Raw genomic sequence first — 26,527 nt, 5'->3', positions numbered from 1 at the left:
AGTGGCTTTACAGGCTCAAATCCCTACATTTAGTTTCCGCGTACAACGCGCACAACTCGCCTTCCACTTCTTTCTTCCATCATGAAGATTATTGACCTACGCACCATGCGCGGGCCCAGCTACTGGTCCGTCAAGCATTACAAGCTAATTGTAATGAAAGTGGACTTAGAAGATTTTGCTGACCAATGGTCGAATGCCGTACCGGAACTAGCGGAGCGCCTGACTGAGCTTATGCCAGAGCTTGGCAAGCCCCACGCGGCTTTCGAGTCGCAAAAACAAGCAGCCAAGCATCCGCCCCTGACCCAAGAACAGTTAGCAGATGGAGAGCCACTAGGCCACGTTATTCAGCATGTGGCACTGGAACTGCAACGGCAAGCCGGCATGCCCGTGTACTGGGGTAAGTCGTATCCGGCCCGGGAAGAGGGTGTGGAATTCGTAGTGTTCAGCTACCAGGAGGAACGCGCCGGGCGCCGGGCCGCCGAGGCCGCTGTGGAAATAGTGGAGTCGTTGTGCAAGCAACAGGCCGTTGACTTAGCGCCCATCATTTCAGAGCTGCACGAAATTCGGGAGGAGGAGTTTTTCGGCCCAAGTACTTGGAGCATTGTGTCGGAAGCGGCATCGCGCAACATTCCGTACATCCAACTCAAAAACAGCGGCATCATCCAGCTAGGCTACGGCATAAACCAAAAGCGCATCTGGGCCACTACCACTACCTACACTTCACACGCAGGGGTGGAAATAGCGGGCAACAAAAACCGCACGAAAGCCATGCTACACGACGCGGGCGTGCTCGTGCCGCAGGGTACCACCGTGTATTCAGAAGACGGATTGCGCGATGCTATTGAAGAGTTAGGATTTCCTCTGGTGACCAAACCACTTGATGGCAACCACGGCAAAGGCGTTACCATCCGCATCATGAATTGGGAGGATGCTGTAGAGGGCTTGAAAATGGCGCAGGCATATTCCCGGGCCGTAATTGTAGAGCAGTTCATAGAAGGAGCCGATTTCCGACTGCTGGTGGTGAATGGGAAACTGGTAGCTGCCGCTAAGCGCACGCCGGCTGCTGTACTTGGCGACGGACAGCACACCATACAGGAATTAATTGACGAAGTCAATAAAGACCCAAGGCGTGGCATTGGACACGAAAAGGTGCTCACCAGCATCAAAGCCGACAAGCACACGCTCGATATATTGAGGGGTCTGAAGCTTACCCTGGAGTCAGTGCTACCAGCAGGGGAGACGGTGTATCTGAAAAGCACGGCCAACATCAGCACTGGCGGTACGGCTACTGACGTCACCGATTTGATGCATCCCTATAACGTGCTGCTAGCAGAGCGTGTAGCCGGCATCGTCGGCCTCGACATCTGCGGTATCGACTTGATGACGACCGACATTGCAGTGCCGTTGAATGAGACACGTGGAGCCGTGATTGAAGTGAATGCCGCGCCAGGGTTCCGGATGCACATTTCGCCCACCGAGGGCCTGCCCCGCAACGTAGCCGAGCCGGTGGTTGACATGCTCTTTCCGCCCGGCCGCGATTCTCGCATTCCAATCATTGCTATTACGGGTACTAATGGCAAAACCACCACCACCCGGCTAATTGCGCACATGGTAGCGTCAAAGGGGTATAAAGTAGGCTTCACTACCACTGACGGTATCTACATTCAAGGCCGCAAACTGCAAACCGGCGATTGTACGGGTGGGCAAAGCGCCGAATTTGTACTCAAGGACCCAACTATCAACTATGCCGTGCTAGAAACGGCGCGGGGTGGCATGCTGCGCTCCGGCCTCGGCTTCCATACCTGCGACATTGCGGTGGTAACCAACGTGGCCGCCGACCACCTGGGTATGCGCGACATTCATACGGTAGAGGAAATGGCCGCTGTGAAAGGCGTATTGCCCCGCACTGTGCGCAAAAATGGGTGGGCTGTGCTTAATGCCGATGATGACTTGGTGTATGCTATGCGCGAAAAAGTAGATTGCCGCGTGGCGCTGTTCAGCATGGATGAAAAGAACCCTCGTATTCTCGACCATGTGGAGGCTGGTGGCGTGGCCGCCGTGTACGAAGAAGGCTACGTAACCATCTATAAGAACAGCTACAAGCTGCGCATCGACCGTGCCGTTGAATTTCCGATAACCTTAGGTGGCCGCGCTACCTTTAACATTGAAAATAGCCTAGCTACCGCTTTAACAGGGTATTTGGCAGGCTTCGAGCGGGAGGACATCAAGCTGGCGCTACGCACGTTCGTGCCATCGGCAAGCAAGACGCCAGGTCGCATGAATGTGTTCAAGTTTTCAAAGTTCGAGGTGATTGTGGATTATGCGCACAATACGCATGGCATCGAGAAATTTGCTGAGTTCCTAAATGCCACCGAAGCCACCCGCAAAATCGGAATGGTGTCGGGGCTGGGCGACCGGCGTGAAGAGGATACCCTCGGGTTTGCACGCGTAGCAGGGCGCATCTTCGACGAGGTAATTCTGCGTCAGGACCGCGACTTGCGTGGCAAAACTGCCGGGCAGCTCAAGGAACTCATGGAGCGTGGCCTGCGCCTCGACAATGCCTCACTACCCATCACGTATATTGAAAACGAGCTGGAAGCAGTTGATCATGTAATGGCCACTGCACCCGAAGGGGCTGTTGTGGTTCTCTTCACTGAAAATATTGCCGCAGTACTTAAGAAGTTAGAGCAATACGAATCACGTAGCTAAGGGTGTGACGTGTGGCCGATTCCGCAAGAAATCAACGCATAGTACCGATAGGACTAGGCCAAAGAAAAAGGCTTGCCACACGGCAAGCCTTTTTCTTTGGCCGGAAAGTGAGGGGCTGCCCCTCAATGAAGAGGCTGCTATTTAAGCGTGAACGACGTTTTGCCGATCATCACACCACCTTCGTATAGCTCAACGGTATGGGCACCCGTTTTGTAAGCGGCACCTTTTGCATAAAGAAACTGCACAGGTTGGCGCGTGTTGTCGAAAACGATGTCCTGCTTGGCCGTGTAGAAAGCTTCGGAGCCATCTACCATGAACGTGCCACCGCCGGTGCTAAGGTTGTAGAGAGCAGCACCATCTGGCTCAATCAGACGCAGCATAATTTGCTTGGTTTCCTTTGGCGATACGTCGTTGCGGGCCAGGTTGAAGGTGATTTTAACCTTTTCAACACGCTTTGCTTTGAACTCGTTGTCGTCGTCGGCTTTCTCTTTGTCCCGGGAGTTTAGTACACCCACGCGGATGTTTTCGGCTTGCAAGCGTGACGCAACTGCCACCTTCTCGCTTAGCTCCTGATTGGTGCGGGCAATAGTGGTAATAGTGTCAGTCAGCTTGTTCTGACGGTCTTTGAGGGTGGTGGTTTCGGTGTACAACGCTTCGTTGTCGGCTTTTAGCTGCGCAATTTCTTCGTCTTTCTTGCGCAACTGCGACTCGAAGTTGATGGCTCGCTGCTTGAAGCGCTGCTGTTCTTTGATGGAGAAGCTACCTGCTTTGAAGGAACGCAACTTCAACAGGTCGGCATTGATGGAAGCAATTTTAGCTTCCAGCGAGTCATTCGACAAGCCCATGGCTTGTACTTCCTGGCTCTGCCGCTCGAAATCAGTTTTCAGCGTCTCGTACTGTTTGATCTGCTCTTGGAGCTTGGAATCCTTTTCAATAACCTGAGTGGTAAGCTGCTCATTCTCCTCGGTTTTCTGCCGATTCATCCAATACAGGACACCATTGATACCAAGCAGCACCAGTGCTAAAGCAGCAATAAGCAGGAAACGGCTGTTGTTACGGGGTACGGGGCTTTGATCTTGTTCCATTGAAAGCGGGGTTAAGTAAGGTTCGGTCGTGCCGACGGTGCAGTATCTTTACGCACAAACAAACGAAATTTTACAACAAACTGATTTTTGTCAAGCAAAAATCACGAAGCGAAAGGTACGAGGTCCGTATGAAACCTGCTATTCCCCTCAACGAAGCCTACTGGAGTGGGCGCTACACAGCCAACCAAACCGGTTGGGATGTTGGCGCTATAACGCCGCCCTTGCGCGAATATTTCGATCAGCTTGGGTCAGCCGACAATCGACGCATTTTGGTGCCGGGAGCAGGCCGGGCTTACGAGGCTGAATATCTGCACGCCAAAGGTTTTACGGAAGTGTTTGTTGCGGATATAGCACTAGATGCCTTGGCAGCACTGCAGGAGCGGGTAAAAGACTTTCCAGCTGCTCATCTGCTTCATCAGGACTTTTTCACGCTTCAGCCCTCGCCACCCTTCGACTTGCTAGTAGAGCAAACCTTCTTTTGTGCGCTTGACCCAACTCTACGTCCTGCCTATGCCAAGCAGTGCGCCCATTTGCTGCGGCCTGGGGGGACTCTGGCCGGGTTGCTGTTTGAAACAGATTTTGGGAATTCGATGGAGCCTCCCTTTGGAGGCACTCGGGAAGAGTACCGGACGTATTTCGAGCTGTACTTCAACTTTGTGCATTTTGAAACGGCGTATAATTCGCTGCGGCCACGGCAAGGGCGGGAGTTATTTATTTGCTTGAAGAAAAGGTAGTCTGCTCTTGATGCCGGCTGAGCAGCGTGGAAAAGCAAACCTAGGTTACCTTTGGTGTTCAAATGCGTTTTAAGAATCAGCCCGTGCCAGTCGGCATAGGCCAACGCATATGCAATAGTTTTTTTCCCATGCTCGAACTCCTCGCTAACACCCTGCCGCATTTCCGCAACACCAACTCCGGTCAGTTTTTCTTGATGGCTGGCCCCTGTGTGATTGAGGGCGAAGACATGGCCCTGCGCATTGCCGAAAAGGTGCGTCACATCACCGACAAGCTGCAGATTCCTTACATCTTCAAAGGCTCCTACCGCAAAGCCAATCGTTCCCGCCTCGACTCTTTCACGGGTATCGGCGATGAAAAAGCGCTGCGTATACTCCAGAAAGTAGGCCGCGAAATGGGGGTGCCTACCGTTACGGATATCCATGAGTCAGAGGAAGCCACGTTGGCAGCCGAGTTTGTGGATGTACTACAGATACCGGCATTCCTGTGTCGGCAGACCGATTTGTTGATTGCTGCCGCCAAAACGGGCAAGGTGGTGAACATCAAGAAAGGGCAGTTTTTGAATGGTGAAGCCATGCAGTTTGCCGTGGACAAAGTGCAGCAATCTGGCAATCAAAATGTCATCCTCACTGACCGGGGCAATTCTTTTGGGTACTCCGACCTTGTAGTGGATTTCCGCAACTTACCCGCAATGCGTGCGTTTGGCGTGCCCGTAGTGATGGATGTAACGCATTCCTTGCAGCGCCCCAACCAAAGCAGTGGCGTGACGGGAGGTCAGCCGGCCCTCATCGAGACTATTGCCAAGGCCGCTATTGCAGTCGGTGCCGATGGTTTGTTTATTGAAACGCACCCAACGCCCGCTACCGCTAAGTCGGATGGAGCCAACATGCTGGCGCTTGATAAGCTGGAAGAATTATTGGTGAAGCTGACGCGGGTGCGGGAAGCTGTAAAGTAGAAATACCTCACCCCAACGGCCCTGCGTGGCGCCAGGGGTATCCTAGTCATTTAGGATACCCCTGGCGCCACGCAGGGCCGTTAGTTTTAGCTTACGCCGACAATTGCTTGACTTGATTCAGTAACCTGTCAACTACATGGTTGAACCGTAACCGGAAGTGCTGACGGGGCTGATTACGCCGAAAAAACACGAGCCCCACAAAAAACAAATCGATGGTGATGCGCACGTCGGGGTGCAGCCGGATGGTGTTCCAAGCTCGTTCCATCTCGTCGGACCAATGGATATCATCGAGGACGAACACGCTACGCTCGGTGCGATGGGCAGCACACAGATTGAAATAACGCACTGTTGGTTCGTAGCGGTGGTTGCCGTCGAAGAAAGCAAAGTCCAGCGGCAGTGACAGGGCAGCTAGGGTGGGGGCTAACGTATCGTCTAAATTGCCTTCAACTAGCTCTATATTGGCGAGGTGGAGCTCGGTGAACGTTTGGTGCGCTATAGCCGCCGTATTTGGGCAGCCTTCAAACGTAACTACTTGACTGCGTGAGTCAGCGGCAGCAAGGTAAGCGGTGGTAAGGCCGAGAGAAGTGCCCAACTCCAAAATGGTGCGCGGCTGAAAGTAATTGACTAAGCGGAAAAGTAGTTGCGCCACTGCCGCTGGCTTGGCTGCCGCGCGGGCTATGTCACCGATACGGCGCTGCCGACCGGCACCGGTGTGGGAGCCAGCACCAAAGTCACGCACCTCAATGGACTGCTGGGTGCTAAGAAGCTTCCGCCGCCGTGCCTCAATCAACTCGAAAGCAGCAAACTGCCCATCGTGGTGGATGACGTAGTTGTATAGATTAAAAACAAAGGGGGAATGCAGCCCGTGCGCATTCCCCGAACGAAAAAGAAACCGGAAGTAACTGAGAGCCTGAAAAAGCAAGTGATGGACTAGCTAACTGGTTGAACTGTCAAAGGGCCGGCCGTTCTAACGTATTGTTGAACGACCAGCCCCTTACTAATTCAACAAGTTAGCTATTCTGCCGCTTAGTTGAGCCGGTAGGGCACTACCAGCGTGAATTCCGGTATCTCAACCGTAAAGACGCTGCCATCAGCTAAGCGTTCCATTTCGTAGGTGCCGCGCATTTTGCCCAGCCCTGATTTCAGATTACACCCCGACACGTACTGGTGTGCCTCACCGGGCTCTAGCACGGGTTGTTGGCCTACTACACCTTCGCCTTCCACTTCACGTACAACGCCGTTGGCATCGTAGATGTACCAGTGGCGGCGCAGAAGCTTTACAGTGTATTCGCCGTTATTACGAATATCAATCTTGTACGCAAATACGTAGTGTTCTTGGCCGGGGCTCGAATAGTCGGGCAAATAGTTCGTCGTGACGCTCACGGTAACGCCCTGCGTGGTGGTCGTATTCATGATTACTGTGCGGTGTGGATTAGACTAACAGCCGGGGCCGGAAATTGGTTTATGTACGCAGCCGGGGCCTACTGTGGTCCGCCCAATCCGCAATAATTTATTTTCCAACGCATGAATGTAAAGATAGAAGAAAGCTGGCGCAAGGTATTACAGCCTGAATTTGAAAAACCGTACTTCCAGCACCTTATTGCTTTTGTACGTGGAGAATACGCTACGGCTACGGTGTACCCACCGGGCCCGCAGATTTTTCATGCGTTTGATGCCTGTCCTTTCGAGGCCGTCAAAGTCGTGATTCTGGGGCAAGACCCGTACCATGGCAAAGGCCAGGCCCACGGCCTGAGTTTTTCGGTGGCGGAGGGCTTACGAACCCCACCTTCCTTGCAGAACATCTTCAAAGAACTGCAGGATGATTTGCCTGGTACGCCACCCGCGCCCAACGGCAACCTAGACCGATGGGCGCAACAGGGCGTGCTGCTGCTGAATGCCACTCTCACGGTACGTGCTGCTGAACCGGGTAGTCACCAGAAAAAAGGGTGGGAGCAGTTCACGGATGAAGTCATCAAAACGATTTCCGAACAGAAGCAGCACGTCGTGTTCATCTTGTGGGGAGCGTATGCGCAGAAAAAAGCTGAGCTGATTGACGAGCGGAAGCACCTCATCCTGAAAGCTGCTCACCCCTCGCCCTACGCCGCTGACCGAGGCTTTTTCGGTTCGCGTCCCTTCAGCAAAACCAACACGTACTTGCAGGAACACAAGTTGAGCCCTATCATCTGGTGAAGCCACAGGTAGGTTGTGTGTGCAGCAACTGAAAAGGCCGTTATGCTTCGATAAGTGCGCGCTACTTCAAGCGTGTCGGTCTACATGCACAAACATCTTTTTCCGCACAGCTTAAAGCGGAAAGTGCTTTCTAACACAAAAAAGGCTTGCCAAGCGGCAAGCCTTTTTTGTGTTATGGGCATTAGAATGCAGATGCTCAGTATATTCTACAAGCCAAGTGCTAATGAATTGTATTGAACAAACGGCTCCAACGAATTTTGTGGAAGAAATCAGCGTAAGGGTCCACTGACATCCAGATCAACACGGCCTTCCCCACAATGTGGTCTTCTGGAACGAAACCCCAATAGCGGGAATCGAGCGAATCGTGCCGATTGTCGCCCATCATAAAGTAATAGTTCTGCTTGAACGTGTAGCTTTTCAGCGGCTGGCCGTTTTGAGTTAGTACGCCGTCCAATATGGTCACGCCTTCATTCTGCTCGTAGCGCATAATGATCTTCTGATAGATAGGCGTGTTTTGGGGAGTCAGCTGTACCGTCTGGCCTTTTTTGGGTAGCTGGAGCGGACCGAAGTTGTCTTTGTTCCAGTTGTTGATGGGCAGTGGCGTGCTTTGCGGATAGTCCGGGTTGTTTGGAAAAACGTCGGGCTCGGCTTGGCCGGGTGTGGCTTTGTCTTGCACCACTGCTTTCACGTAAGGCTGCTTCCGGAAGTAGTCGGCAGTGGCAGGCGTCGCGTCAATCATGAACGTAGGCTCCTGCATACCGTAGAGCGGCTCAGGTTTGCCATCGGGCCGATTGAAGTTGGTAACGTGCTGATCTTGGAACGCCTTGTAAAGGTCGTCGTTGGGCTGCGGTACCTGCAGAAAATAGCGGTTCTGGCTTTGTGGCGGATTCGACATAGGCTTGCCATTCACGAACACCTGCGTATCCTTGATTTCCAGCACGTCGCCCGCTACAGCCACACAGCGCTTGATATAGTTGGTGCGCAAGTCGGCAGGGTGCTGGCTCTCGAAAGGCACGTTGAATACCACCACATCACCGCTCTTAACCTCCGAGAAGCCCGGCAAACGGTAGCTTGGTAGCTGAATGGCGTCGGAGTAGCTCTTAAGCCCCGTGCCCCAGAGCGTTTGGTGCGTAAGCGGAATTTGCAGCGGCGTTTGGGGCGTACGCGGCCCGTAGTGAAGCTTGCTGACAAACAAATAGTCGCCTACCAGCAACGAGTCCTCCATCGAGGGGGTTGGAATGGTATATGCCTCGAAAGTAGCCCAACGAATAAGGGTGGCGGCCACCACTGCAAACAGGATAGCGTCGCCCCATTCTCGGAAGAAGCTTTTCTTTCTTTCGATAGGTTTAGGCGTGGAAGCCGCTTTCATGCGTTCTTCCCAGGACTGTTGTACGGCCATAGCAGGAGGGCGAAATCAAAAAATGTAGCACGAGCTATATGCTTGGTGCTGAAACAGTAAAGATAAGATCTTGAGAAAGCTAACAGGCGTCTTCTATATCCCTAAGCGAGAATCCAACGCTTTGGTTGCCTTTTCTACAGTTTAAGCAAGTCCTTCATGCCAAACACCCCCTGGTGGCCCGGCAGCCACTCGGCTGCCAACAGGGCGCCATCCACAAATCCGTCGCGCGAGTGAGCCTCGTGTTTCAGTTCCAGCGTATCGGCCTCCGAGGTATACGTGACGATATGCGTGCCTACTACTGCACCGCTGCGCTCACTTAATACTGATAGCTCATTGGCAGCCTGGGCCGGCTCGTTGCGCCAGATAGTTTTGGTGGGAAAATGCCGCAGAATGGCTTCGGCGGCCGTAAGAGCGGTACCGCTAGGCTGGTCTACTTTCTGGGTATGATGAATTTCACGAACCTGCACATCATAGCCCCCAAATTGGTGCATTTTGGTGGCTATGTACTCGTTGAAGTGAAAGAACAGGTTGACGCCTACGCTGTAGTTGGAAGCGTAGAACAACGAGCCATCGTTCTCTTGGCATAGCTTCACCGCTTCCTGAAAATGGTGCAGCCAGCCTGTAGAGCCGCATACTACGGGTAGCCCCTGGCGCAAGCAGGCTTGCACATTGGCGAAGGCTGCATCAGGATGCGTAAACTCAATGGCTGCATCAGCAGTTGACGTATCGAAGTCCGCAATGCTGGCTTCGGGGTGCGTTGGATCAATGATACCGGCAATCTGGTGGCCTCGGGCTATGGCACGAGCCTCAATAGCGCGGCCCATTTTACCGTAGCCAATCAGCAGAAGCTTCATCTCTTAGTTTTCTGGTTTTTAAGTTGTTGATTTCTGTTAGCTATTACTGGCATCCGGCTGGCGTAAGGCCAGGGAGTACAATCAGCAATCAACTACCTGAAATCATTTAAAGGTAAGCGTGATACCGATGCCCGGCGCGGCCGCAACTGTAGGCATCCGCATAACAGTGGGGTCCAGTTGCAAACTCAAGTCGTCGCTGATATCAAAGTCGCGCAGGTGAGCATCTACTACGGCGTCGAGAATTTGGATGGCATAGGCCACTCCAACGTATGCTATAAACACATCCCGCTGACGGCGGTAAAATTCGATGCCTCTCGCAATTTCAGAATCCCGACGGTCTTTCGTGAGTTCTCCTTCATCCACCGTGAGCGGATCACCATCACTGCGAATATCATCGGCCTTGACATAGGCTCGGTAATACCTCAAGTAGAACAACTCTCCATATAGTGTTCCGCCCACAGCGCCGTACACAAGTGGCAATTTCCACCACCTACGGTTGTAGATCTGGCCAGCGCTAGGTAATAATGCCGACAGCAGTCCAGCTTTGCTGGGTTTGGTCATTTTCAAGCCAAACAGCCGAGCCGTGCGCCGCACTGAGTCGGGTACCACGGGGGTGCTTACCTGCACTGAGTCAGGGCCTGCCGTAACAGTAGTTGTTTGGGTAGGTGGGCTAACCTGAGCAGTGGCTTGGTGCGCCAGCGGTACTGTTAGCAACACAGCGGCTGCCGCGTTTAGAAAGCTGGAGCGAGGATTCATGCTAGAAAAGCAAATCAGGCTGGTTGCAGAATGTGCAGAATACGCTGCATGTCTTCCACGGAATCGAACGCAATTTTGATTTCGCCGCGTCCCTGCGGACCTGGCTTCACCATGACACGGCTCCCGAAACGCTCGGTTAGATGGCGCTCAGTGCGGCGCAACTCAGCCACGGGTACTTGTCCGGCTACATCTTGCGCAGGCTTGGCGGCGGTGCTGCTCTTTTCCGTCGGGCTGAGGCCCGCACGTACTAGCTGCTCCACCCGCCGTACCGATAGTTCTTCGGCCAGAATGCGGTGGAAAAGGGCTAGTTGCTGCTCTGGGCTCTCGATGTTGATGAGGGCGCGCGCGTGGCCCATGCTGATGGCCGTATCGCGCAAGCCGATCTGGATATCGGGTGGAAGCTTGAGTAGACGGAGGTAGTTGGTTACCGTAGAGCGGTTTTTGCCTACCCGGTCGCCTAGCTCTTCCTGCTTCAGGTTGCACTCGCTCACAAGCCGCTGGTAGCTCAACGCAATTTCAATGGCGTTGAGGTTCTCACGCTGGATGTTTTCGATAAGAGCCATCTCCAGCATCTGCTGGTCATCGGCCTTTCGGATGTAAGCCGGAATAGTATCCAGGCCCGCAATCTTGGAAGCTTGCAGACGCCGTTCGCCGCTAATAAGCTGATAGGCATTGGTGCCCGTCTGCCGTACCGTTACGGGCTGAATAATGCCTTGCATCTTGATGCTTTCGGCCAGTTCATGCAGTGCATCCTGGTCGAAGTGCGTGCGCGGCTGATACGGGTTGGCTTCGATTTGCCCCACCGGAATCAGCCCTACCGAGTTCATCGGATGCGGCACGAGGCCTACCCGGTCGCTCTTTTTCTCGTAGCTTCCTTCAATTAGCGCATTCAGTCCGCGGCCGAGGCCACCGATTTTGCGCTTGGCTGCTGCCGAGGGCACAGCGGGAATTGATTTCTCTTCTTGCTTGTCTGACATACTTGCAATCAGCCTTCTCGCAACGGCGCGGGAAAAGCGGGATTCAAAAATACATAAACGCTGGGGAAGGCTAGGAAATTTTGTTCCACGATCAGTAAATAATCGTGGAACACTCCGGCAAGCCAGCCAGAGCAACAGTTGCGCACGGTATAAGCTAACACAACTCCGCCTGCCCGGAAATAGAAATGGCCAGCAGAATCCTGCTGGCCATTTTCATAAAATTTGTAGCTAGCATTACGCCGCTGCGTCTTCGGCGGCCTCTGAAGTGCCAGCCGCTTCTACATTCTTCTCTACAATTTCCCGCGCCAGATTAAGGTAGCTGATGCTGCCTTTGCTTTCGGCATCGTGCAGAATAACGGGAATGCCAAAGCTAGGCGACTCACTCAGCTTCACGTTCCGGGGGATAATGGTATCGAACACGAGCTGCTGGAAATGGAGCTTCACTTCTTCTACCACCTGGTTGCTTAAGCGAAGACGGACATCGTACATGGTGAGCAGGATGCCCTCAATTTCCAACTCGGTGTTGAGACGACTCTGGATGATCTTGACCGTGTTCAGCAACTTACCCAGACCTTCCAGAGCAAAGTACTCGCATTGCACCGGAATGATGACGGAATGGGCGGCCGTGAGGGCGTTAACCGTAATCAAGCCCAAGCTTGGTGAGCAGTCGATGATGATGAAGTCGTACTGATCGGCTAATGGGCGCAGGGCGTCCTTCATCTTCTCCTCCCGGTTAGGCAGGTTGATCATCTCCACTTCGGCACCTACCAAGTCGATGTGGGAGGGCATGAGGTCGAGGTGAGGCAGCACGTTGGTTTGCAGCACAATGTCTTGGGCGTTGATGCCGTCCACCATGCACTCGTAGATGCTGTTTTCGATGTCCTTGGGGTCGAAGCCTACGCCAGAGGTAGCATTGGCCTGCGGGTCGGCGTCCACGAGGAGCGTCCGGTACTCCAATGCCGCCAGACTGGCCGCCAAGTTGATAGCCGAGGTCGTTTTACCCACCCCGCCCTTCTGATTGGCTACCGCAATGATTTTTCCCATGAGGGGGTATTATTTAATGGCTAAATGGCTAAACAGCTGAATGGTGCTTACTGGCGCATACCCGACAGCAATCTTACCAGTAAACAATTTAACCACTAAACTTACAAAGTAATGGTTTCACCAATTTCGAGGAGGAGCAATTCTTTGCCGGCCTGCGTGGTTTTTTGCTTGGCTTCTGCCTTGTCGATGGCGATGGGCGGGAAGGTGTCGTAGTGCATACCGATAATCTTGCTAGCACCAGTCCAGTCGGCAGCTACCAAGGCATCGTCGATACCCATCGTGAAGTTGTCACCGATAGGTAGCAACGCGAAATCCAACTTGTACCGCTCGCCAATGAGTTTCATGTCGTAGGTGAGGGCTGTGTCGCCGGCGTAGTAGAAGGTTTTGCCTTCGGCTTCAATGATGAAGCCAGCCGCAATACCGCCATATGAGCCATCGGGCATAGAGCTGGAGTGCGCCGCCGCTACCATCTTCACTTTTCCGAAAGGCAGCGTAACCGTACCGCCAATGTTCATAGCATAGTTGGCCTTCAGCCCTTTCTGACCGAACCAGCCTACTACTTCCGCCATGCCCACTACCTCGGCCTCAGTGCGCTTGCCAATGGCTTCCACATCGGCTACGTGGTCGGCGTGGCCATGGCTTAGCAAAATGAATTGAGCGTCAATCTGATTGATATCTACGTCTTTGGCCAGCGGGTTCGGACTGATAAAAGGGTCGAAAAGAACTTTGCTGCTGCCGGTTTCGAGGAGGAAGCAGGAATGGCCGTAATACGTCAGTTGCATATAGAGAAGAAAGTGGTCGGCCAGCGGTGGAAGGCAATAGCCAGACGGGGTACCTTTGTTGCAAATATACGTGATTCCGCCTTTCTCATGCTTTCGATTTCGCGCCTGGTTTCCTGTTTTGCTTTCTTGTTGCTGACTGTGCTGGCCGGCTGCGAGGGGCCCGCGCCAGCCACTGAGGCTCGGCGCGTATTCCGCTACAACCAGCCGGAGTCACTCTCCTCGCTCGACCCTGCTTTTGCGCGCAATCAAGCCAATATCTGGGCTACCACCCAGCTTTATAATGGGTTGGTGGAACTGGATGATAGCCTAAAGCCCGGCCCTTCAGTAGCTCGGCGCTACGAAATCAGCCCGGACGGACGGCGCTACACCTTCACGCTACGGCCTGATGTGCACTTTCACAACTCCGATGTATTTCCGAATGGCAAAGGCCGCCGCGTGACGGCGCAAGACTTTGTGTACAGCTTCAAGCGGCTGCTGAATGGCGCTACGGCCAGCCCTGGCGGTTGGATATTCCGCGGCAAGGTAGTGGAAGACGCAACGGGTGAACCAGCTGATACTGCCTTCGTAGCCGTTAATGATTCCACCCTGCGCATCTATCTGAAAGAGCCGTTTATTCCCTTCCTGGGTATGCTGACCATGCCGTATGCCTACGTGGTGCCGCGCGAGGCAGTGCAGCGTTACGGGAAAGACTTTCGAGAGCATCCAGTGGGAACCGGGCCCTTCTTATTCAAGGAATGGGACGAGGGCAATGCCATTGTTTACCACCGCAATCCTGCGTATTGGAAGCGCGACAACCAAGGTAAACAGCTGCCCTACCTTGATGCAGTGCAGATCAGCTTCATCCAGGACCGTAAAACCGAATTTCTCACCTTCCAGCAAGGCAAACTGGACTTCATCAGCGGTATTCGTTCTGGTTCGCGCGACTTGATTCTGTATCCGGATGGCTCGGTGCGAGAAGACTTCAAAGGCAAGTTTCGGTTGCAGAAAGTCCCGTACCTGAATACCGAATATATAGGCATGCAGCAGGACCCCGCCAATCTGCGCGGCGACAACGCTGAAACAGGCCGTGCTCTGCGCGACAAGCGGGTACGGCAGGCGCTTAATTATGCGCTCAACAAGCCGGAATTTCTGGCGTATTTCATCAACAACATTGGCTTGCCTGGGAATTCCGGTTTTGTGCCAGCTTCCTTGCCTTCATTTAGCGCAGCGCTTGTGCCCGGCTACACCTATCAGCCCGACAAAGCCCGGCAATTGCTACGCGAAGCTGGCTACGGCCCGAACAAGCCCTTGCGTTTGCGCCTGAGTACGGTGGCCGAGAGTAAGGAGTACTGCGAGTACTACCAGAAAAAGTGGGCAGAAGTAGGTGTGCAGGTGGAAATAGATGTCAACCAAGGGGCTGCCCACGGGGAGCTGATCGATAACGGCCGCGCCGCCTTCTTCACCCGCAGCTGGCTCGGCGACTATCCCGACGCAGAAAACTACCTGGCTCTTTTCTACAGCCCCAACTTTGCGCCCGCCGGCCCCAACAAAACCCATTTCAAGAGTCCCACTTATGACCGGCTATATGAGCAGGCCAAGCTAGAGCAGGACCTGGAAAAGCGCTACGACCTCTACCGCCAGATGGACCGCATTGTAGTGGAAGAGTGCCCAGTTATTGCGGTCTACTACGACGAAGTGGTGCGCCTCACGCAAAACAATGTGCAGGGCCTTACCCCGAACCCAATGAACCAACTGGTGCTGGAGCGGGTGCGTAAAGACTAGTGCAGCAGTCTATCGGTCTGCCGAGGCTCCCAAGCTTTCCTCTACTTGCTTCTGAACGTGTTGCAGCAGGTTCTGCAGCTCGACGGGGGCGTTTCCCTCTACCGTCACGGTTTTGGCGGGGCCAGTAGCAGGGCGGAGGGTAAGAACGGTAGAAGGCAGGTCAGAAACGCCAGCACTGTAGGTATCGGGTAGTCCGGCAAAGCCTACCGCCTTGGCCTCCGCCAGAATGCTGTTAATGGTGGAAATAGGCATTTTCAGCTCACGCTTGCCTTCCACAGGCGCATACTTGAAACCCTCGTAGGCCACCCGGCCGTCGGCGTAGATGCTGGCTTCGTAGTGCGGGCACGTGCCGAAGCAGGGCGTCTTACGAAAAACGATAACTGGGGCGGCAGTGGTAGACTGTTCAGTGGTTGCCGTAGTGGTTTGGGGCGCTTTCGGAGCTTGCGAAGTACAACTAGCAAGCAGTATAGATAGTAGGAGAGAGGGCAGAAGCAAGCGCATGGCATGTAGGAAAGAGGTCCGAGGGTGATTTTCAAAAAGCAGGCCGCTTTCCGCCTCCAAGCAAAAGCCCTTCTGTCAGTTGACGGAAGGGCTTTTGCTTGGAGGCGGAAAGCTACGGGGCTACTATGAGCGGCGCGTTGGCTTTTTGGGCTTAGGCTCCACCGAAGCCGAAGTGCCTTCGTCGCCTTTGCGGGTCTGCGCGTCGCGCTCCTGAGCGGTGCGCATGGCATCTTGAAGGCGGGCCGAGAAACCGCCGGGCTTTTTGTCTTTGTTTTTGATCTTGTTGGCTTCGAGCTGCGCGCGAATCTTGGTGTCGTCTACCATGCGGCGGGTGAGGGCTTGCTGGCCGAGCGTTACCAAGTTGGAAACGAGGTAGTACCACGTTAAACCAGCGGCGAAGCTATTTAGCACGAACATAAACACCACCGGCATCAGGTAGCTGTAGAACTTCATCGGGCCCTGCATGGCGGCGGGGTTCATTTGGTTGCTCTGCCACGTCATAACCAGCGTCGAGAGGGTCATGAACACCGTGAACAAGCTGATGTGGCTACCTAGGAACGGCACTGCGAATGGCAGCAGAATCGGCGAATCGTAGGTACTCAGGTCCTTGGCCCACAGGAACGGTTCTTGCCGCAGCTCAATGGCATTGGGAAAGAACTGGAACATGGCGAACAGAATCGGGATGGTGAGCAGTGTAGGTACGCAACCGCTCAGCGGGCTCACCCCGAAGGTGGAGTAGAGCTTCATCGTTTCCTGCTGCGCCTTCATCTGGTCGTCGCCGGCCTTCTCCTTGATAGCGTCGATTTCCGGCTTTAGCACTTTCATGCGGGCCTGCGACACGTAGGTTTTGTAGGTCAGCGGCCACGTTACGAGCTTAATCAACACTACAAGCAGCGCGATGATGATGCCGTAGTTGGAAATGAACTGCTCGAAGAAATGGAACACCGGCAGAATCACGAACTGATTCACCCACCGGAACACACCCCAACCTAAGTACACGTTCCGGTCGAAGCCAGGGGCTACTTCTTTCAGCATGCTGAACGAATTCGGGCCAAAGAAATAGCGGAAGCTGGCTTTGCCTTGCTGCACATCGGCAGCTGGAATGCTCAGCGTCGAACTCAAGGTCTTAATGAACGTGCTGTCAGCCACGTCAACCGTCGAAACGAACTTGCCGTTTGGGAACTGGTTGTTGGCAATGATACCGGCCACGAAGAAGTCGTGCTTGTGGGCAGCCCATTTCAAGGGCTCCGTAATACTCACTTCCTCAGGTTTCTCCGACGCCTCGGCCAGTGAGCCATGGTCGTCGTTGGCGAGGTAGTGGTTGATGGTGGTGTGGTTGCGGTTTTGCTTCAGGTCCTGCTCGGTCTGGCGCACATGGTCCACGAAGGTGAACGTAAGCGGCTCCTGCGACAGGGCTTGCTGCAAGCCGGTGAAACGCAAGTCGTACCCAACTTCATAGGAGTTGTCGAACAGGGTGTACACCTGCTCGATTTGGCCGCCAGCCACGGCAGCAACAAAGCTCAGGCGCTGGCCCTTCTTGTCGCCTTCCGTTACGGGTTGTGGCGCGCTAGGCTGGAAGAATAGGTCTGATAACCGAACAGTCTGCCCACCAATGGTACGGAAACGAGTGTCTATCTGGGCGCTTTGGGCATCAAACAGGTCCAGCGGCTTGCCGAAAAACGTTTTGTACTTGTTGAGACGTACAGCTTCCGGACGACCGCCTTTCGAAGAAAAGGTTATAACGAGGTTGTCGTTCTGTAACTGCACCTGCTGCGCTGTGCCCGTAGCCGCGCCAGCAAAAGCGCCCATCGTACGGGCCGCAGCTGCCGAATCCAGAGGGGCAGCGGGAGTGGCAGGAGAGGTAGTACCCGGCTTTGCGCTAGCGGCAGTAGTTGGCTTGTCGGCTGGTGTTTCTTTGGGCGCTTCGGGCTTAAAGAAGTACAGATAGACGAGAAGCAAGGCCGCAATCAGAAACAGGCCGGTTGCTGAATTTTTGTCCATTCAGGTAAAAATGAGGGCACTAGAAGGTGTAAGGTGTCTGCGTTGCCTTCAAAAATCCGGCGACGCTGCCGCAAAGGTCGGACTTGTCAGGCGAATATTTGTAAGTCGGCGCTTTTGTCAGGCAGATTAAAGCAAAACAGCACGTCAGGTGGAGCTTGCCGCTGCATCTTGATAAGGTAACAACCAATGTTACTACCCTACCAAAGGGCCGCGACAAGCTCCGCCTGACGTGCTGAAACTGGTGCTTACTTATACCTTCCGGTGTTGAATGGCCGCTTTCACGAAGCGTACAAAGAGCGGGTGGGGGTTCTGGACGGTGCTCTTCAACTCGGGGTGAAACTGCCCGGCCACAAACCACGGATGGTTTGGAAGTTCCACTACTTCAACCAAGCCGGTGGCCGGGTTGACGCCCGACGGCACCATGCCCGCGTCCTCGAATTGCTTGAGGAACTCGTTGTTGAACTCGTAACGGTGGCGGTGCCGCTCACTGATGTGGTTGCGGCCGTAGGCTTTAGCTGCTTTCGAGCCACGGCGCAACTCGCAGTCGTAGGCCCCAAGGCGCATGGTGCCCCCTTTCTGAGTTATGCTTTTCTGCTCCTCCATCATGGCAATGACGGGCGCCGAAGTTTGCGGGTGCATTTCGGTGGAGGAAGCTTCTTTCATGCCAAGCACATTGCGCGCAAATTCCACCACGGCCACCTGCATACCCAAGCAGATACCGAAGAAGGGAATGTTGTTTTCGCGCACGTACTTCACGGCCAGAATCTTGCCTTCAAAACCCCGCTCTCCGAAACCAGGTGCTACTAACACGCCATCCACCCCGTGCAACAGTTGCGCGATGTTGTCTTCGTTGATATGGTCGGATTGAATGCTGCGCACCGTTACCTTGCACTCATTCTGAGCGCCGGCATGCACGAAGGCTTCGTTGATGGATTTATAGGCATCGGGCAGCTCTACGTACTTGCCTACCAGCGCGATGGTAACTTCCTCGGTGGGATTTTTTAGGCGGCCCAGAAAATCCTTCCATAGCTCCAAGTCGGGCTGCTGCGTGCCACCAGTCAGCTTGAGGCGCTTGATAACCCGCTCGTCGAGTTGCTCTTTCAGCATCAAAAGCGGCACCGAGTAGATGCTGTCGGCATCCAAGCTCTCGATAACTGAGTTGATTTTGACGTTGCAGAACAGCGCAATCTTGCGGCGCATTTCCGCCGGAATTGGGTGCTCGGAGCGGCAAACGAGAATGTCGGGTTGCAGACCAGCTTCGCGCAGGTCGCGCACGGAGTGTTGGGTAGGCTTGGTTTTCAATTCGCCGGCCGCCTTCAGGTAAGGCAGCAGCGTGAGGTGAATAACCAGGGAGTCATTCGGTGGCAACTCCCAGCGCAACTGGCGCACCGCTTCTACGAACGGCAAGCTCTCGATGTCGCCGATGCAGCCCCCGATTTCGGTGATAACCACGTCGAACCGGTCGTCTTCGCCGAGTAGCAGCATGCGCCGCTTGATTTCGTCGGTGATGTGGGGTACTACTTGCACGGTTTTGCCGAGGTAGGCACCTTCGCGCTCCTTGCTGATAACGTGGTTGTAGATACGGCCCGTCGTGACGTTGTTGGCCTGGGAGGTCGGTACGTTCAGGAACCGCTCGTAATGGCCGAGGTCCAAGTCGGTTTCGGCCCCGTCATCGGTTACATAACATTCGCCGTGCTCGTAGGGGTTGAGCGTGCCCGGGTCGATGTTGATGTAGGGGTCGAACTTCTGGATGGTGACGCGGAAGCCGCGCGCTTGCAGAAGTTTGGCCAGGGAGGCGGAAATGATGCCTTTACCTAGCGAGGAGGTCACTCCACCGGTGACGAAAATGTACTTGGCCGTTGCAGCCGTGGGGGTAGGGGTTCGGTCTGGCATAACGGGAAACAAAGTTAGCGGATATATCCGGGGCAGCCCACGAAACTTTGTGCTACGCGCGAGAATGCACTGCGCAGCTTTGCTATTCCACTGAGTTGCGCGCTTCTAGCCGGAATGCTTAAAGCGAAAAGCCAGTTCTCAGGCGGAGAGAACTGGCTAAGTGCATTGTTCGCCAAGAATAGCATCAGATGAAAAAAGGCCGTCATGCTTTGGGAGGCCCAGCATGACGGCCTTGTTGATGAACTGTTCTATACCTACCTAGCTTTTGCGGCTTCAGCCTTGCTACGCCAGTTTCGGCTCCGGGCCGCGGAACACGTCCGTACCCTGGACGGGCGTTAGTTTTACTGGCTTACCCTCGCGGGCCGATTGGTAGATGGCCTCCATGATGCGGTGGTCTTGCAGGCCTTCTTCACCGGGCGTATGCGGAGCTTTGTCTTCCAAAACGCAGGTCGAGAAATGATCCATCTCCGTGGCAAATTGGTTTTTCGACGGGATGGTTATCTGATTCTGCATTTTGGCTTCTCCTTCGGCGTGCGAGGTTTGTAGCCGCTGGCCGGTATAGGCGTAGGCATTATCGAGGTGCATCCAGCCCCGTTCGCTGTTCACGCGGTAGTAGCGCGAGTCATGGGTGTTGTAGTGCGTGATGCTGTCCACGATGATACCGTCGGGGAAGCGCATCTGCCACGACATATGCTCTTCTACCTCCTTAAACAGCGGGTTGCCGGGCGTGCTGTGTGAGTAGGCAAACACTTCGGTTGGCTCGGTGCCCAGCAGGAAGCGGGTGGTGTTCAGGCAGTACAGGCCAATATCGGGTAGGGCACCGCCGCCCGCTAAATCCTTCTTATGGCGCCAGTGGTCCGGGTTGGCGGAGCTTTGGCTGTTTTGGGTTTGGATGTACTTGGTCTTGCCGAACTTGTTGCTGCGGATCATGTCGCGCACTTGCCGGTTGTAGGGCTCGTACTGAATGCGGTACGCCACCATCAATTTTTTGCCCGCTTTCTTGCAGGCGTCAATCATCACCTGGCATTCGGCGGCCGAATTGGCCATGGGCTTCTCGCACAGGATGTGCTTACCGGCCTGGGCCCCACGTACTACATACTCGGCGTGCATGGAATTGGGCAGCACGATGTAGATAACCTGCACTTCCGGATTGTCCTTGAGCTTGTCGTAGTTTTCGTAGCTGTAGCAGTTCTCGGGCTTGATGCCGTATTGCTGCGCCACCTTCTTCAGCTTCTCTGGCGAACCGCTTACCAAGGCAACAGGCTTGGATTTTTTGCACTCCCCGAAAGCGGGCAGCAGTTCTTCCAGCGTAAGGTGCCCCAAGCCAACCAGGGCGTAGCCTACGCGCTTGTCGGGAGGGAGGGGCGTGGGCGTGGGGCCCGATTTTGGATCTACGTCGGATTTCCAAGCTTCCAACTCAATGGGCTTATCCAGCCCGGCCGGTACCTTGGCGGGCGGCGAAACTGCTTCCGACGATGGCACTTTTTTTCCGTCGGGCGCCGTGAAGATGGTGGAGGCATCCACTTCGGACGCGGGCGTGCCCGTGGTAGGAACTCCCGCTACGGCTTTGCCGGCCCCATCAGATTGACAGCTGGCTAGGGTACTCGCTGCTACCCCTACAGCCAGCCCGCGGCCAGCCAGACTTAAAAATTCTTTGCGCGAAACTTCCTGGCTGGCATGGCGCAGCACAGTGTTGAGTAGGTCGTGGGTGATGGACATAACAAGCAAAAACTAGATGATCGATATCCTTTCCCATACTCCTAGCTCGTGGTGAGGTTGCGGCGCAGCACGCATCCGCGCGGAATTGCCATTATCTTGTATCACAGCGCACTAAGTGGTAGTGTTGTGCTTGCCTTAGCTGAAATGAATCTTCAGCAAGGTGCCAGCAGCATGTGGTGTGCAGCAAAGCGTGCGTTGCCTCTCCCGTTGTCTTAGAATGTAAGCTTGACTGTGCTGCTCTCCGGAAAAGAAGGGCCTCCTCCATCAAGTGTAGCAGCTAGAGCAGTTGGTAGTTGAAAAGTGCGAGGCTTTTGCCCATGTTGCGAGAGTTTTTGCTTGTTCCTTCTCGTTGATGCCGCTCTTTCATTTGGTTTGCCGCGCACTGGCTGTCGGCTTTTTTTGGGTGCTGACGCTCCCCGTGTGCGCGCAGGTGGCGCCAGCCACCACGGTACCCGCACCTGCTGCCAACCCGGCGTGGCTAGACCAACTCCTGCACGAGTCACCGGTGCTGCGGCAGCACAACGTGGGGGTGTGCCTCACCGATGCCACCACCGGAACCAAGGTGTACGAACTGAACGCCAACAAATACTTCACGCCGGCCAGCGTGATGAAGCTGTTTAGCTTGTACACGGGTCTGCACATGCTCTCCGATTCGTTGCCGAGTTTACACTACGTTGTACGCCACGACTCTTTAATATTTTGGGGAACCGGTGACCCCACGCTGCTGCACGGCGACGTACCAAGCCGGCGGGCGCTGGACTTTCTGCGCACCCGCCCGGAAAAGCTGTTCTACGCGGAAATTCCCAGCGTAACCGCCTACGGCCCCGGCTGGACCTGGGACGACTACAACTACTATTTCCAGCCCGAAAGAGGTCCATTTCCAATCTATGGCCACACAGTGCGTTTCTACGCTACAGCCGGTAAGCCACGGCCGCGCGTGTACCCGCGGTTCTTCCGAGCCCTAACCGAACCTATAGCCCCTGGTACCCCTAATCCGGCTGACGACCATGTGCGCCGGCCGGAATTGGAAAACCGGTTTGCCTTCTTTCCCATCACCAAGAATTGGGTGGACGAAACGCCGTTCCGAACTAGCCAGCCCTTGCTGCTGCAACTGCTGCAAGACACCTTGCACCGCCCCGTATTGCCCGTTGCCTTCCGCCTCCGAGCCCAAGACAGTGTTCGGGTAGTGCATGGCTTGCCCGTAGATTCTCTGTACCGCCGCATGTTGCAGGTAAGCGACAATTTTCTGGCCGAGCAACTGCTGCTCATGTGCTCTAGTCGCCTAGGGCAGGATTCGCTTAGCGCTATCCGGCCCATCCGCGTCATGCGCACGTTGTTTCTGGCCAATCTCCCTGATGCACCCCATTGGGTGGATGGCTCGGGCCTTTCGCGCCTTAACCTTGTCACGCCGCGCACCATGGTGGCGCTCCTGCTGAAGCTGCATCAAGAAGTGCCTGAAAAGCGCCTGCTCAGTTTGCTAGCGGCCGGTGGCGGCCACGGTACCCTGCGCCGCGTGTACCGCGACTCGCGGGGGCCGTGGCTGTGGGGCAAGACCGGCACGCTTACCAACAACCACAATCTTGTTGGGTACTTGCGTACTCGCTCGGGCCGGCTGCTGGCCTTCAGCTTTATGAACAACAACCACGTGGTAACGACCACCGAGGTGCGCAGGGAAATAGAGCGGGTACTGACGCAGGTGCGGGAGCGGCTATAGCATTTGTCAAGTATTTCCCACCCGGTATTGTCTAGTGCTTGTCCCGCACCCATGAAAAATAAATGTGCTTACCCTGTTCAGGCAGTGCTCCTACTAGCGGCCCTCAATGCCTGTCAAAATCCGCCAAAGAATAAAGCGGAAGCAGCTGCGCCTACTGCTGCAGCTGCACCAACCAGCCCAACGCCAGCTGCCCCTACGTCGGAAAAGGTGCTCCCGGCTACCCCTGATTCTGTGCAGCAGCTAGCTCCATTTATTCCTGCAGGCTATGAGCTGCTCGATGCTACCAGCGGCAACCTGAACTTGGATGTCCTACCCGATAAGGTGCTGGTACTGCAACGCAAAGACGCTGATACCACCACGATGGGCGATACACTAAATCGTCCTCTACTGCTGCTCCTAGGCCAGCCCAACCACCGCTACCAGCTAGCCGCCCGCAACGACCGGGCCGTCATGTGTTCTGGCTGCGGCGGTATGATGGGCGACCCATATCAGGGCATCACCATTAAGAGAGGCTTCTTCTCCGTAGAGCATTATGGCGGCAGCGGCTGGCGCTGGACGCACATCAGTACTTTCAAGTACGCCCCCACCGACCGGCAATGGTACCTGCACCGCGAAGGCGGCGACAGTTTCCACGCCGCCGACCCCCGACAAAGTTGAAACCCACGTCGAAACCGTTAAGGATTTTGGCCGGATTTCCTTTGCTGACTACGACTACAACAAGCGGCTAGAAGAGTAGGTGTCCAAATAACTATTCCAAACCACGTATGAGCCACAAAACAAATGGCCCCTGTGGCCACCGTAAGGTGATGCCAGGAGCCGTGGGTGCTACGTGTTGTGTGGGCGTTGCTACTTACCTGTTCGGCGGAGCAGTTTGGTCGGAGATAAAGCCGTGGGTGGTGCCGGGTACAAAAGGAATGTACAGTCGTTCCCACTTCTTGCCTTCCAGTAGTTCCCAACTGTGACCAGGGCCTTTGGTGTCTTCCGCCAGAAGAATAATGCCGGGCTCGACAATGAACGTGTCGCCGTTGCTTACAGTGAAGCACAGCTTGCCTTTGAGCGTGACGACGAATTGCATACGAGGAGCAGGATGAGGGGTATACTCGTTGCTTACCTCGGTCTTACCAAAGAAGTGAGTAGCCGCTATGTGCGCTTGAATCGGAAGCTTACCTACCTCAAACGTGCATTGCTCGTCGGGCGTGTTGAGGAGCCGGATGGCCTTGAGGTACTGCTGCTCACTTTTCTCGTTTGCTTCCATGGGCTTTGAATTTTGAGCAGTACTGCTTCGCCTGTGTCAACTATTGGCAGTAGCTAAGCTGTGACAGTCGGCAAAAAAGAACGTCCTGCTTCGACAAACGCAGCAGGACGACCTAAGTAGACAAAAGTTGTTAAACCGTAATTATCTAGTACAGCACCCGGAACTTGATGGTGTGCTCCACTTTACGCAGCTCACCGATTACTTCCTGCTCGTACTGCTTGTCGATGTCGGTTATCACGTAGCCGATGTGCTCGTTGGTTTTCAGATACTGACCGAGGATGTTGACGTGGTGAGCAGCTAGCACATTGTTGATGCGGGCCAGCACGCCGGGCACGTTGGCGTGGATGTGAATGAGGCGGTGCGCCTGCTGCTCGGGTAGCTGAATGTTGGGGAAATTAACACTCTGCTGCGTGTTGCCGGTGTTGATGTACTGCATGATGCGCTCCGGCACGAACTCGGCAATGTTGCGCTGGGCTTCGGCCGTACTGCCGCCAATGTGGGGCGTGAGCAGCACGTTGGGCAGGCCGCGCAGCTGACTTTCAAAGCTTTCTTGATTGGTTTTTGGCTCGTACGGAAACACGTCGACAGCGGCACCGCCGAGGTGGCCCGAGCGGAGCACATCGGCCAGCGCCGCAATATCCACGATGTGGCCGCGGCTATTGTTGAGCAACAGCGCGCCGGGCTTCATCATGGCTAGCTCGGCGGCCCCGAAGAGGTTGGTGTTTTCCTTGCGACCATCCACGTGCAGTGTTACTATGTCGGATTGGCGCAGCAACTCTTCCAGGGTGCGGCACTTCACGGCGTTGCCAAGCTGCAGCTTTTCAGCTACATCATAGTACACCACTTTCATGCCGACTGCCTCAGCTACCACCGACAGCTGGCTGCCGATATTGCCATAGCCCACGATGCCAAGCGTTTTGCCCCGGATTTCAAATGAGCCCTTAGCCGATTTGTCCCACTCGCCGCGGTGCATTTTGGGGTTTTTGTCGGGGATGCGGCGGGCCAGCATGATGATTTCGCCTAGCGCCAATTCCACTACCGATCGGGTGTTGCTGAACGGGGCATTGAACACGGCCACGCCTTTCTTCATGCAGCCTGCTAGGTCAATCTGGTTGGTGCCGATGCAGAACGCACCCACCGCAATCAGGCGGTTGGCGGCTTCCAGTACGCGCGGCGTCACGTTGGTTTTGCTGCGGATGCCCAAGATGCTCACGCCTTCGATGTGCTGCACCAGTTCGTCTTCGTCGAGGCCGCCGGGGATGGTTTCCACTTGGTAGCCTTCCTGGCGAAACAGTTCGGCGGCGCGGACGTCGGGGTTTTCGAGCAGCAGGACCTTGATGCGGTTTTTGGGGTACGAAAGGGTCATGGGAAGCTTGTTCTGGTAGAGAAATTCGTCGAAGGAAGGCAGCACTTCATCGGCGCGGGCTACTACAGCGTCGCGGGTTACGTTTTCGGTGAAGGCGTAGAAGCGGTTGGCCAGGCCCGCTTCCCGGATCTGGTAGTCGGTGTAGCCGTCGCCGAGCACGTACACGTCGCCGAGCAGGTCGAGCTGGCGCAGTTGTTCGATTTTGCCGCCATCACGGCTCAGGATGTTGTTGGCATCGAAGCCGTTGATGCTTCCGTCGGCGGCGTAGGTGAACGTGTTGGCCAGCACGAAGTCGGAGGCAATGCCATACTCGGCCACTACCGGCTCGATAAACTCGCGGAAGCCGCTGCTCACGATATACACCCGCCCCCGAAACTGCTCGAAGAAGCTCCGGTTGCGGACTATGCTCTCCGAAACCTTGCCTTTCAACCGCTCCACCAGCGGCGCCAGATGCCGCCGGTGCGCGGGCAGCAGCGCCAGCCGCTGCTTCAGCGACTCCGAGAAATTCAGCTCCCCGCTCATGCCCCGGTCGGTGAGGGTGCGGATGGCGCCGACTACTTTTTCTCGGTCGGGGTGCCCATCCAGGGCAATATCGGCCAGTTCGTCGAGGCCTTCTACTTGCGTGAACGTACTATCGAAGTCAATGATGAGGTACGGAAGCGGCTGCTGTGGTTCGGGCATAATGCAGGCAAGGTAAAACGGAATGCCGAGTCCTATAGGAAAAACCAACAAAAATCGGCCATAGCGCCCTGCAACCATTTCAAGACAATAACTATCCTCCTAGACAGAGTGGAGGCACAAGACAACCACTTTATCTACCAGATCCTGTATATC

22 protein-coding genes are annotated in these 26,527 nt (G+C 55.0%); 7 read left to right on the top strand and 15 right to left on the bottom strand.

Features of this window, described 5'->3' with window-relative positions:
• Positions 1-81: 81 nt before the first annotated feature.
• Positions 82-2,709 (top strand): cyanophycin synthetase, encoded by a 2,628-nt coding sequence (gene cphA, locus MTX78_RS16930; protein ID WP_243796737.1) that lies wholly within the window; start codon positions 82-84, stop codon positions 2,707-2,709.
• A 137-nt stretch (positions 2,710-2,846) separates the two neighbouring features.
• On the opposite strand, the gene MTX78_RS16925 is transcribed toward cphA, so the two are convergent.
• Complete coding sequence (locus MTX78_RS16925) at positions 2,847-3,794, bottom strand: hypothetical protein (RefSeq protein WP_243796729.1); 948 nt, start codon at positions 3,792-3,794, stop codon at positions 2,847-2,849.
• 128 nt (positions 3,795-3,922) lie between these two features.
• Here MTX78_RS16925 and MTX78_RS16920 point away from each other — a divergent pair, with 128 nt between their 5' ends.
• Both MTX78_RS16920 and kdsA read left to right on the top strand, forming a co-directional pair.
• Positions 3,923-4,528, top strand: a complete 606-nt coding sequence (locus tag MTX78_RS16920; protein ID WP_243796723.1) for a methyltransferase domain-containing protein — start codon at positions 3,923-3,925, stop codon at positions 4,526-4,528.
• 128 nt (positions 4,529-4,656) lie between these two features.
• The gene (kdsA, locus tag MTX78_RS16915; protein WP_243796721.1) at positions 4,657-5,481 is read left to right on the top strand and encodes a 3-deoxy-8-phosphooctulonate synthase; all 825 of its coding nucleotides are present in this window, start codon (positions 4,657-4,659) and stop codon (positions 5,479-5,481) included.
• A gap of 91 nt (positions 5,482-5,572) precedes the next feature.
• Here kdsA and MTX78_RS16910 read toward each other — a convergent pair whose 3' ends face one another.
• Together MTX78_RS16910 and apaG are read right to left on the bottom strand one after the other, a co-directional pair.
• Positions 5,573-6,403, bottom strand: coding sequence for an O-methyltransferase (locus tag MTX78_RS16910; RefSeq protein WP_243796720.1), 831 nt, complete (start codon positions 6,401-6,403; stop codon positions 5,573-5,575).
• Between the two features lie 104 nt (positions 6,404-6,507).
• The gene (gene apaG, locus MTX78_RS16905) at positions 6,508-6,894 is read right to left on the bottom strand and encodes a Co2+/Mg2+ efflux protein ApaG (protein ID WP_243796718.1); all 387 of its coding nucleotides are present in this window, start codon (positions 6,892-6,894) and stop codon (positions 6,508-6,510) included.
• A gap of 111 nt (positions 6,895-7,005) precedes the next feature.
• Here apaG and MTX78_RS16900 point away from each other — a divergent pair, with 111 nt between their 5' ends.
• Positions 7,006-7,671 carry a uracil-DNA glycosylase gene (locus tag MTX78_RS16900; protein ID WP_243796716.1) on the top strand — a complete coding sequence of 222 codons (666 nt, stop codon included), beginning with the start codon at positions 7,006-7,008 and terminating at the stop codon, positions 7,669-7,671.
• 220 nt (positions 7,672-7,891) lie between these two features.
• Here MTX78_RS16900 and lepB read toward each other — a convergent pair whose 3' ends face one another.
• From lepB to MTX78_RS16870, 6 genes are all read right to left on the bottom strand, one after another.
• Positions 7,892-9,070, bottom strand: coding sequence for a signal peptidase I (lepB, locus tag MTX78_RS16895; protein ID WP_243796715.1), 1,179 nt, complete (start codon positions 9,068-9,070; stop codon positions 7,892-7,894).
• Positions 9,071-9,204: 134 nt separating this feature from the next.
• Positions 9,205-9,924 carry a 4-hydroxy-tetrahydrodipicolinate reductase gene (gene dapB, locus MTX78_RS16890; RefSeq protein WP_243796713.1) on the bottom strand — a complete coding sequence of 240 codons (720 nt, stop codon included), beginning with the start codon at positions 9,922-9,924 and terminating at the stop codon, positions 9,205-9,207.
• A gap of 102 nt (positions 9,925-10,026) precedes the next feature.
• Positions 10,027-10,680 (bottom strand): DUF5683 domain-containing protein, encoded by a 654-nt coding sequence (locus tag MTX78_RS16885; protein ID WP_243796712.1) that lies wholly within the window; start codon positions 10,678-10,680, stop codon positions 10,027-10,029.
• Between the two features lie 14 nt (positions 10,681-10,694).
• Positions 10,695-11,657: a ParB/RepB/Spo0J family partition protein gene (locus MTX78_RS16880; protein WP_243796710.1), complete on the bottom strand. Its 963-nt coding sequence runs from the start codon at positions 11,655-11,657 to the stop codon at positions 10,695-10,697.
• A gap of 234 nt (positions 11,658-11,891) precedes the next feature.
• A complete protein-coding gene (locus tag MTX78_RS16875) occupies positions 11,892-12,701 on the bottom strand; it encodes a ParA family protein (protein ID WP_243796706.1) in 810 nt (269 codons plus the stop codon).
• A 101-nt stretch (positions 12,702-12,802) separates the two neighbouring features.
• On the bottom strand, positions 12,803-13,483 hold the full coding sequence (locus tag MTX78_RS16870) for a metal-dependent hydrolase (protein ID WP_243796705.1): 681 nt from the start codon (positions 13,481-13,483) through the stop codon (positions 12,803-12,805).
• An 87-nt stretch (positions 13,484-13,570) separates the two neighbouring features.
• Between MTX78_RS16870 and MTX78_RS16865 the strand changes: the two genes are divergently transcribed.
• Positions 13,571-15,244 carry an ABC transporter substrate-binding protein gene (locus MTX78_RS16865; protein ID WP_243796704.1) on the top strand — a complete coding sequence of 558 codons (1,674 nt, stop codon included), beginning with the start codon at positions 13,571-13,573 and terminating at the stop codon, positions 15,242-15,244.
• Positions 15,245-15,253: 9 nt separating this feature from the next.
• On the opposite strand, the gene MTX78_RS16860 is transcribed toward MTX78_RS16865, so the two are convergent.
• The 4 genes from MTX78_RS16860 to MTX78_RS16845 form a co-directional block, all read right to left on the bottom strand.
• Positions 15,254-15,745: a DUF6438 domain-containing protein gene (locus MTX78_RS16860; RefSeq protein ID WP_243796703.1), complete on the bottom strand. Its 492-nt coding sequence runs from the start codon at positions 15,743-15,745 to the stop codon at positions 15,254-15,256.
• A 123-nt stretch (positions 15,746-15,868) separates the two neighbouring features.
• On the bottom strand, positions 15,869-17,746 hold the full coding sequence (gene yidC / locus MTX78_RS16855) for a membrane protein insertase YidC (RefSeq protein ID WP_243796701.1): 1,878 nt from the start codon (positions 17,744-17,746) through the stop codon (positions 15,869-15,871).
• A 249-nt stretch (positions 17,747-17,995) separates the two neighbouring features.
• On the bottom strand, positions 17,996-19,639 hold the full coding sequence (locus MTX78_RS16850) for a CTP synthase (protein ID WP_243796695.1): 1,644 nt from the start codon (positions 19,637-19,639) through the stop codon (positions 17,996-17,998).
• A gap of 282 nt (positions 19,640-19,921) precedes the next feature.
• Positions 19,922-21,358, bottom strand: coding sequence for a Gfo/Idh/MocA family protein (locus MTX78_RS16845; RefSeq protein WP_243796693.1), 1,437 nt, complete (start codon positions 21,356-21,358; stop codon positions 19,922-19,924).
• Positions 21,359-21,710: 352 nt separating this feature from the next.
• On the opposite strand from MTX78_RS16845, the gene MTX78_RS16840 reads away from it, so the two are divergent.
• Positions 21,711-23,072, top strand: coding sequence for a D-alanyl-D-alanine carboxypeptidase/D-alanyl-D-alanine-endopeptidase (locus tag MTX78_RS16840; RefSeq protein WP_243796692.1), 1,362 nt, complete (start codon positions 21,711-21,713; stop codon positions 23,070-23,072).
• A gap of 51 nt (positions 23,073-23,123) precedes the next feature.
• Positions 23,124-23,729, top strand: coding sequence for a hypothetical protein (locus tag MTX78_RS16835; RefSeq protein ID WP_243796690.1), 606 nt, complete (start codon positions 23,124-23,126; stop codon positions 23,727-23,729).
• Positions 23,730-23,922: 193 nt separating this feature from the next.
• On the opposite strand, the gene MTX78_RS16830 is transcribed toward MTX78_RS16835, so the two are convergent.
• Positions 23,923-24,327, bottom strand: a complete 405-nt coding sequence (locus MTX78_RS16830; RefSeq protein ID WP_243796689.1) for a cupin domain-containing protein — start codon at positions 24,325-24,327, stop codon at positions 23,923-23,925.
• A gap of 145 nt (positions 24,328-24,472) precedes the next feature.
• Positions 24,473-26,374: a phosphoglycerate dehydrogenase gene (serA, locus tag MTX78_RS16825; protein WP_243796682.1), complete on the bottom strand. Its 1,902-nt coding sequence runs from the start codon at positions 26,372-26,374 to the stop codon at positions 24,473-24,475.
• Positions 26,375-26,527: the final 153 nt, after the last annotated feature.

It is taken from the genome of Hymenobacter tibetensis, from assembly GCF_022827545.1.
Taxonomy (GTDB): domain Bacteria; phylum Bacteroidota; class Bacteroidia; order Cytophagales; family Hymenobacteraceae; genus Hymenobacter; species Hymenobacter tibetensis.
The sequence above is the reverse complement of the archived record's forward strand: the minus strand, read 5'-3'. Positions and strand labels throughout refer to the sequence as shown.

Bases quoted from the DNA above. Each gene is read 5' to 3' on its own strand.
- cphA (WP_243796737.1), top strand. From the start codon at position 82: ATGAAGATTATTGACCTACGCACCATGCGCGGGCCCAGCTACTGGTCC.
- MTX78_RS16925 (WP_243796729.1), bottom strand. From the start codon at position 3,794: ATGGAACAAGATCAAAGCCCCGTACCCCGTAACAACAGCCGTTTCCTG.
- MTX78_RS16920 (WP_243796723.1), top strand. From the start codon at position 3,923: ATGAAACCTGCTATTCCCCTCAACGAAGCCTACTGGAGTGGGCGCTAC.
- kdsA (WP_243796721.1), top strand. From the start codon at position 4,657: ATGCTCGAACTCCTCGCTAACACCCTGCCGCATTTCCGCAACACCAAC.
- apaG (WP_243796718.1), bottom strand. From the start codon at position 6,894: ATGAATACGACCACCACGCAGGGCGTTACCGTGAGCGTCACGACGAAC.
- MTX78_RS16900 (WP_243796716.1), top strand. From the start codon at position 7,006: ATGAATGTAAAGATAGAAGAAAGCTGGCGCAAGGTATTACAGCCTGAA.
- lepB (WP_243796715.1), bottom strand. From the start codon at position 9,070: ATGGCCGTACAACAGTCCTGGGAAGAACGCATGAAAGCGGCTTCCACG.
- dapB (WP_243796713.1), bottom strand. From the start codon at position 9,924: ATGAAGCTTCTGCTGATTGGCTACGGTAAAATGGGCCGCGCTATTGAG.
- MTX78_RS16885 (WP_243796712.1), bottom strand. From the start codon at position 10,680: ATGAATCCTCGCTCCAGCTTTCTAAACGCGGCAGCCGCTGTGTTGCTA.
- MTX78_RS16880 (WP_243796710.1), bottom strand. From the start codon at position 11,657: ATGTCAGACAAGCAAGAAGAGAAATCAATTCCCGCTGTGCCCTCGGCA.
- MTX78_RS16875 (WP_243796706.1), bottom strand. From the start codon at position 12,701: ATGGGAAAAATCATTGCGGTAGCCAATCAGAAGGGCGGGGTGGGTAAA.
- MTX78_RS16870 (WP_243796705.1), bottom strand. From the start codon at position 13,483: ATGCAACTGACGTATTACGGCCATTCCTGCTTCCTCCTCGAAACCGGC.
- MTX78_RS16865 (WP_243796704.1), top strand. From the start codon at position 13,571: ATGCTTTCGATTTCGCGCCTGGTTTCCTGTTTTGCTTTCTTGTTGCTG.
- MTX78_RS16860 (WP_243796703.1), bottom strand. From the start codon at position 15,745: ATGCGCTTGCTTCTGCCCTCTCTCCTACTATCTATACTGCTTGCTAGT.
- yidC (WP_243796701.1), bottom strand. From the start codon at position 17,746: ATGGACAAAAATTCAGCAACCGGCCTGTTTCTGATTGCGGCCTTGCTT.
- MTX78_RS16850 (WP_243796695.1), bottom strand. From the start codon at position 19,639: ATGCCAGACCGAACCCCTACCCCCACGGCTGCAACGGCCAAGTACATT.
- MTX78_RS16845 (WP_243796693.1), bottom strand. From the start codon at position 21,358: ATGTCCATCACCCACGACCTACTCAACACTGTGCTGCGCCATGCCAGC.
- MTX78_RS16840 (WP_243796692.1), top strand. From the start codon at position 21,711: ATGCCGCTCTTTCATTTGGTTTGCCGCGCACTGGCTGTCGGCTTTTTT.
- MTX78_RS16835 (WP_243796690.1), top strand. From the start codon at position 23,124: ATGAAAAATAAATGTGCTTACCCTGTTCAGGCAGTGCTCCTACTAGCG.
- MTX78_RS16830 (WP_243796689.1), bottom strand. From the start codon at position 24,327: ATGGAAGCAAACGAGAAAAGTGAGCAGCAGTACCTCAAGGCCATCCGG.
- serA (WP_243796682.1), bottom strand. From the start codon at position 26,374: ATGCCCGAACCACAGCAGCCGCTTCCGTACCTCATCATTGACTTCGAT.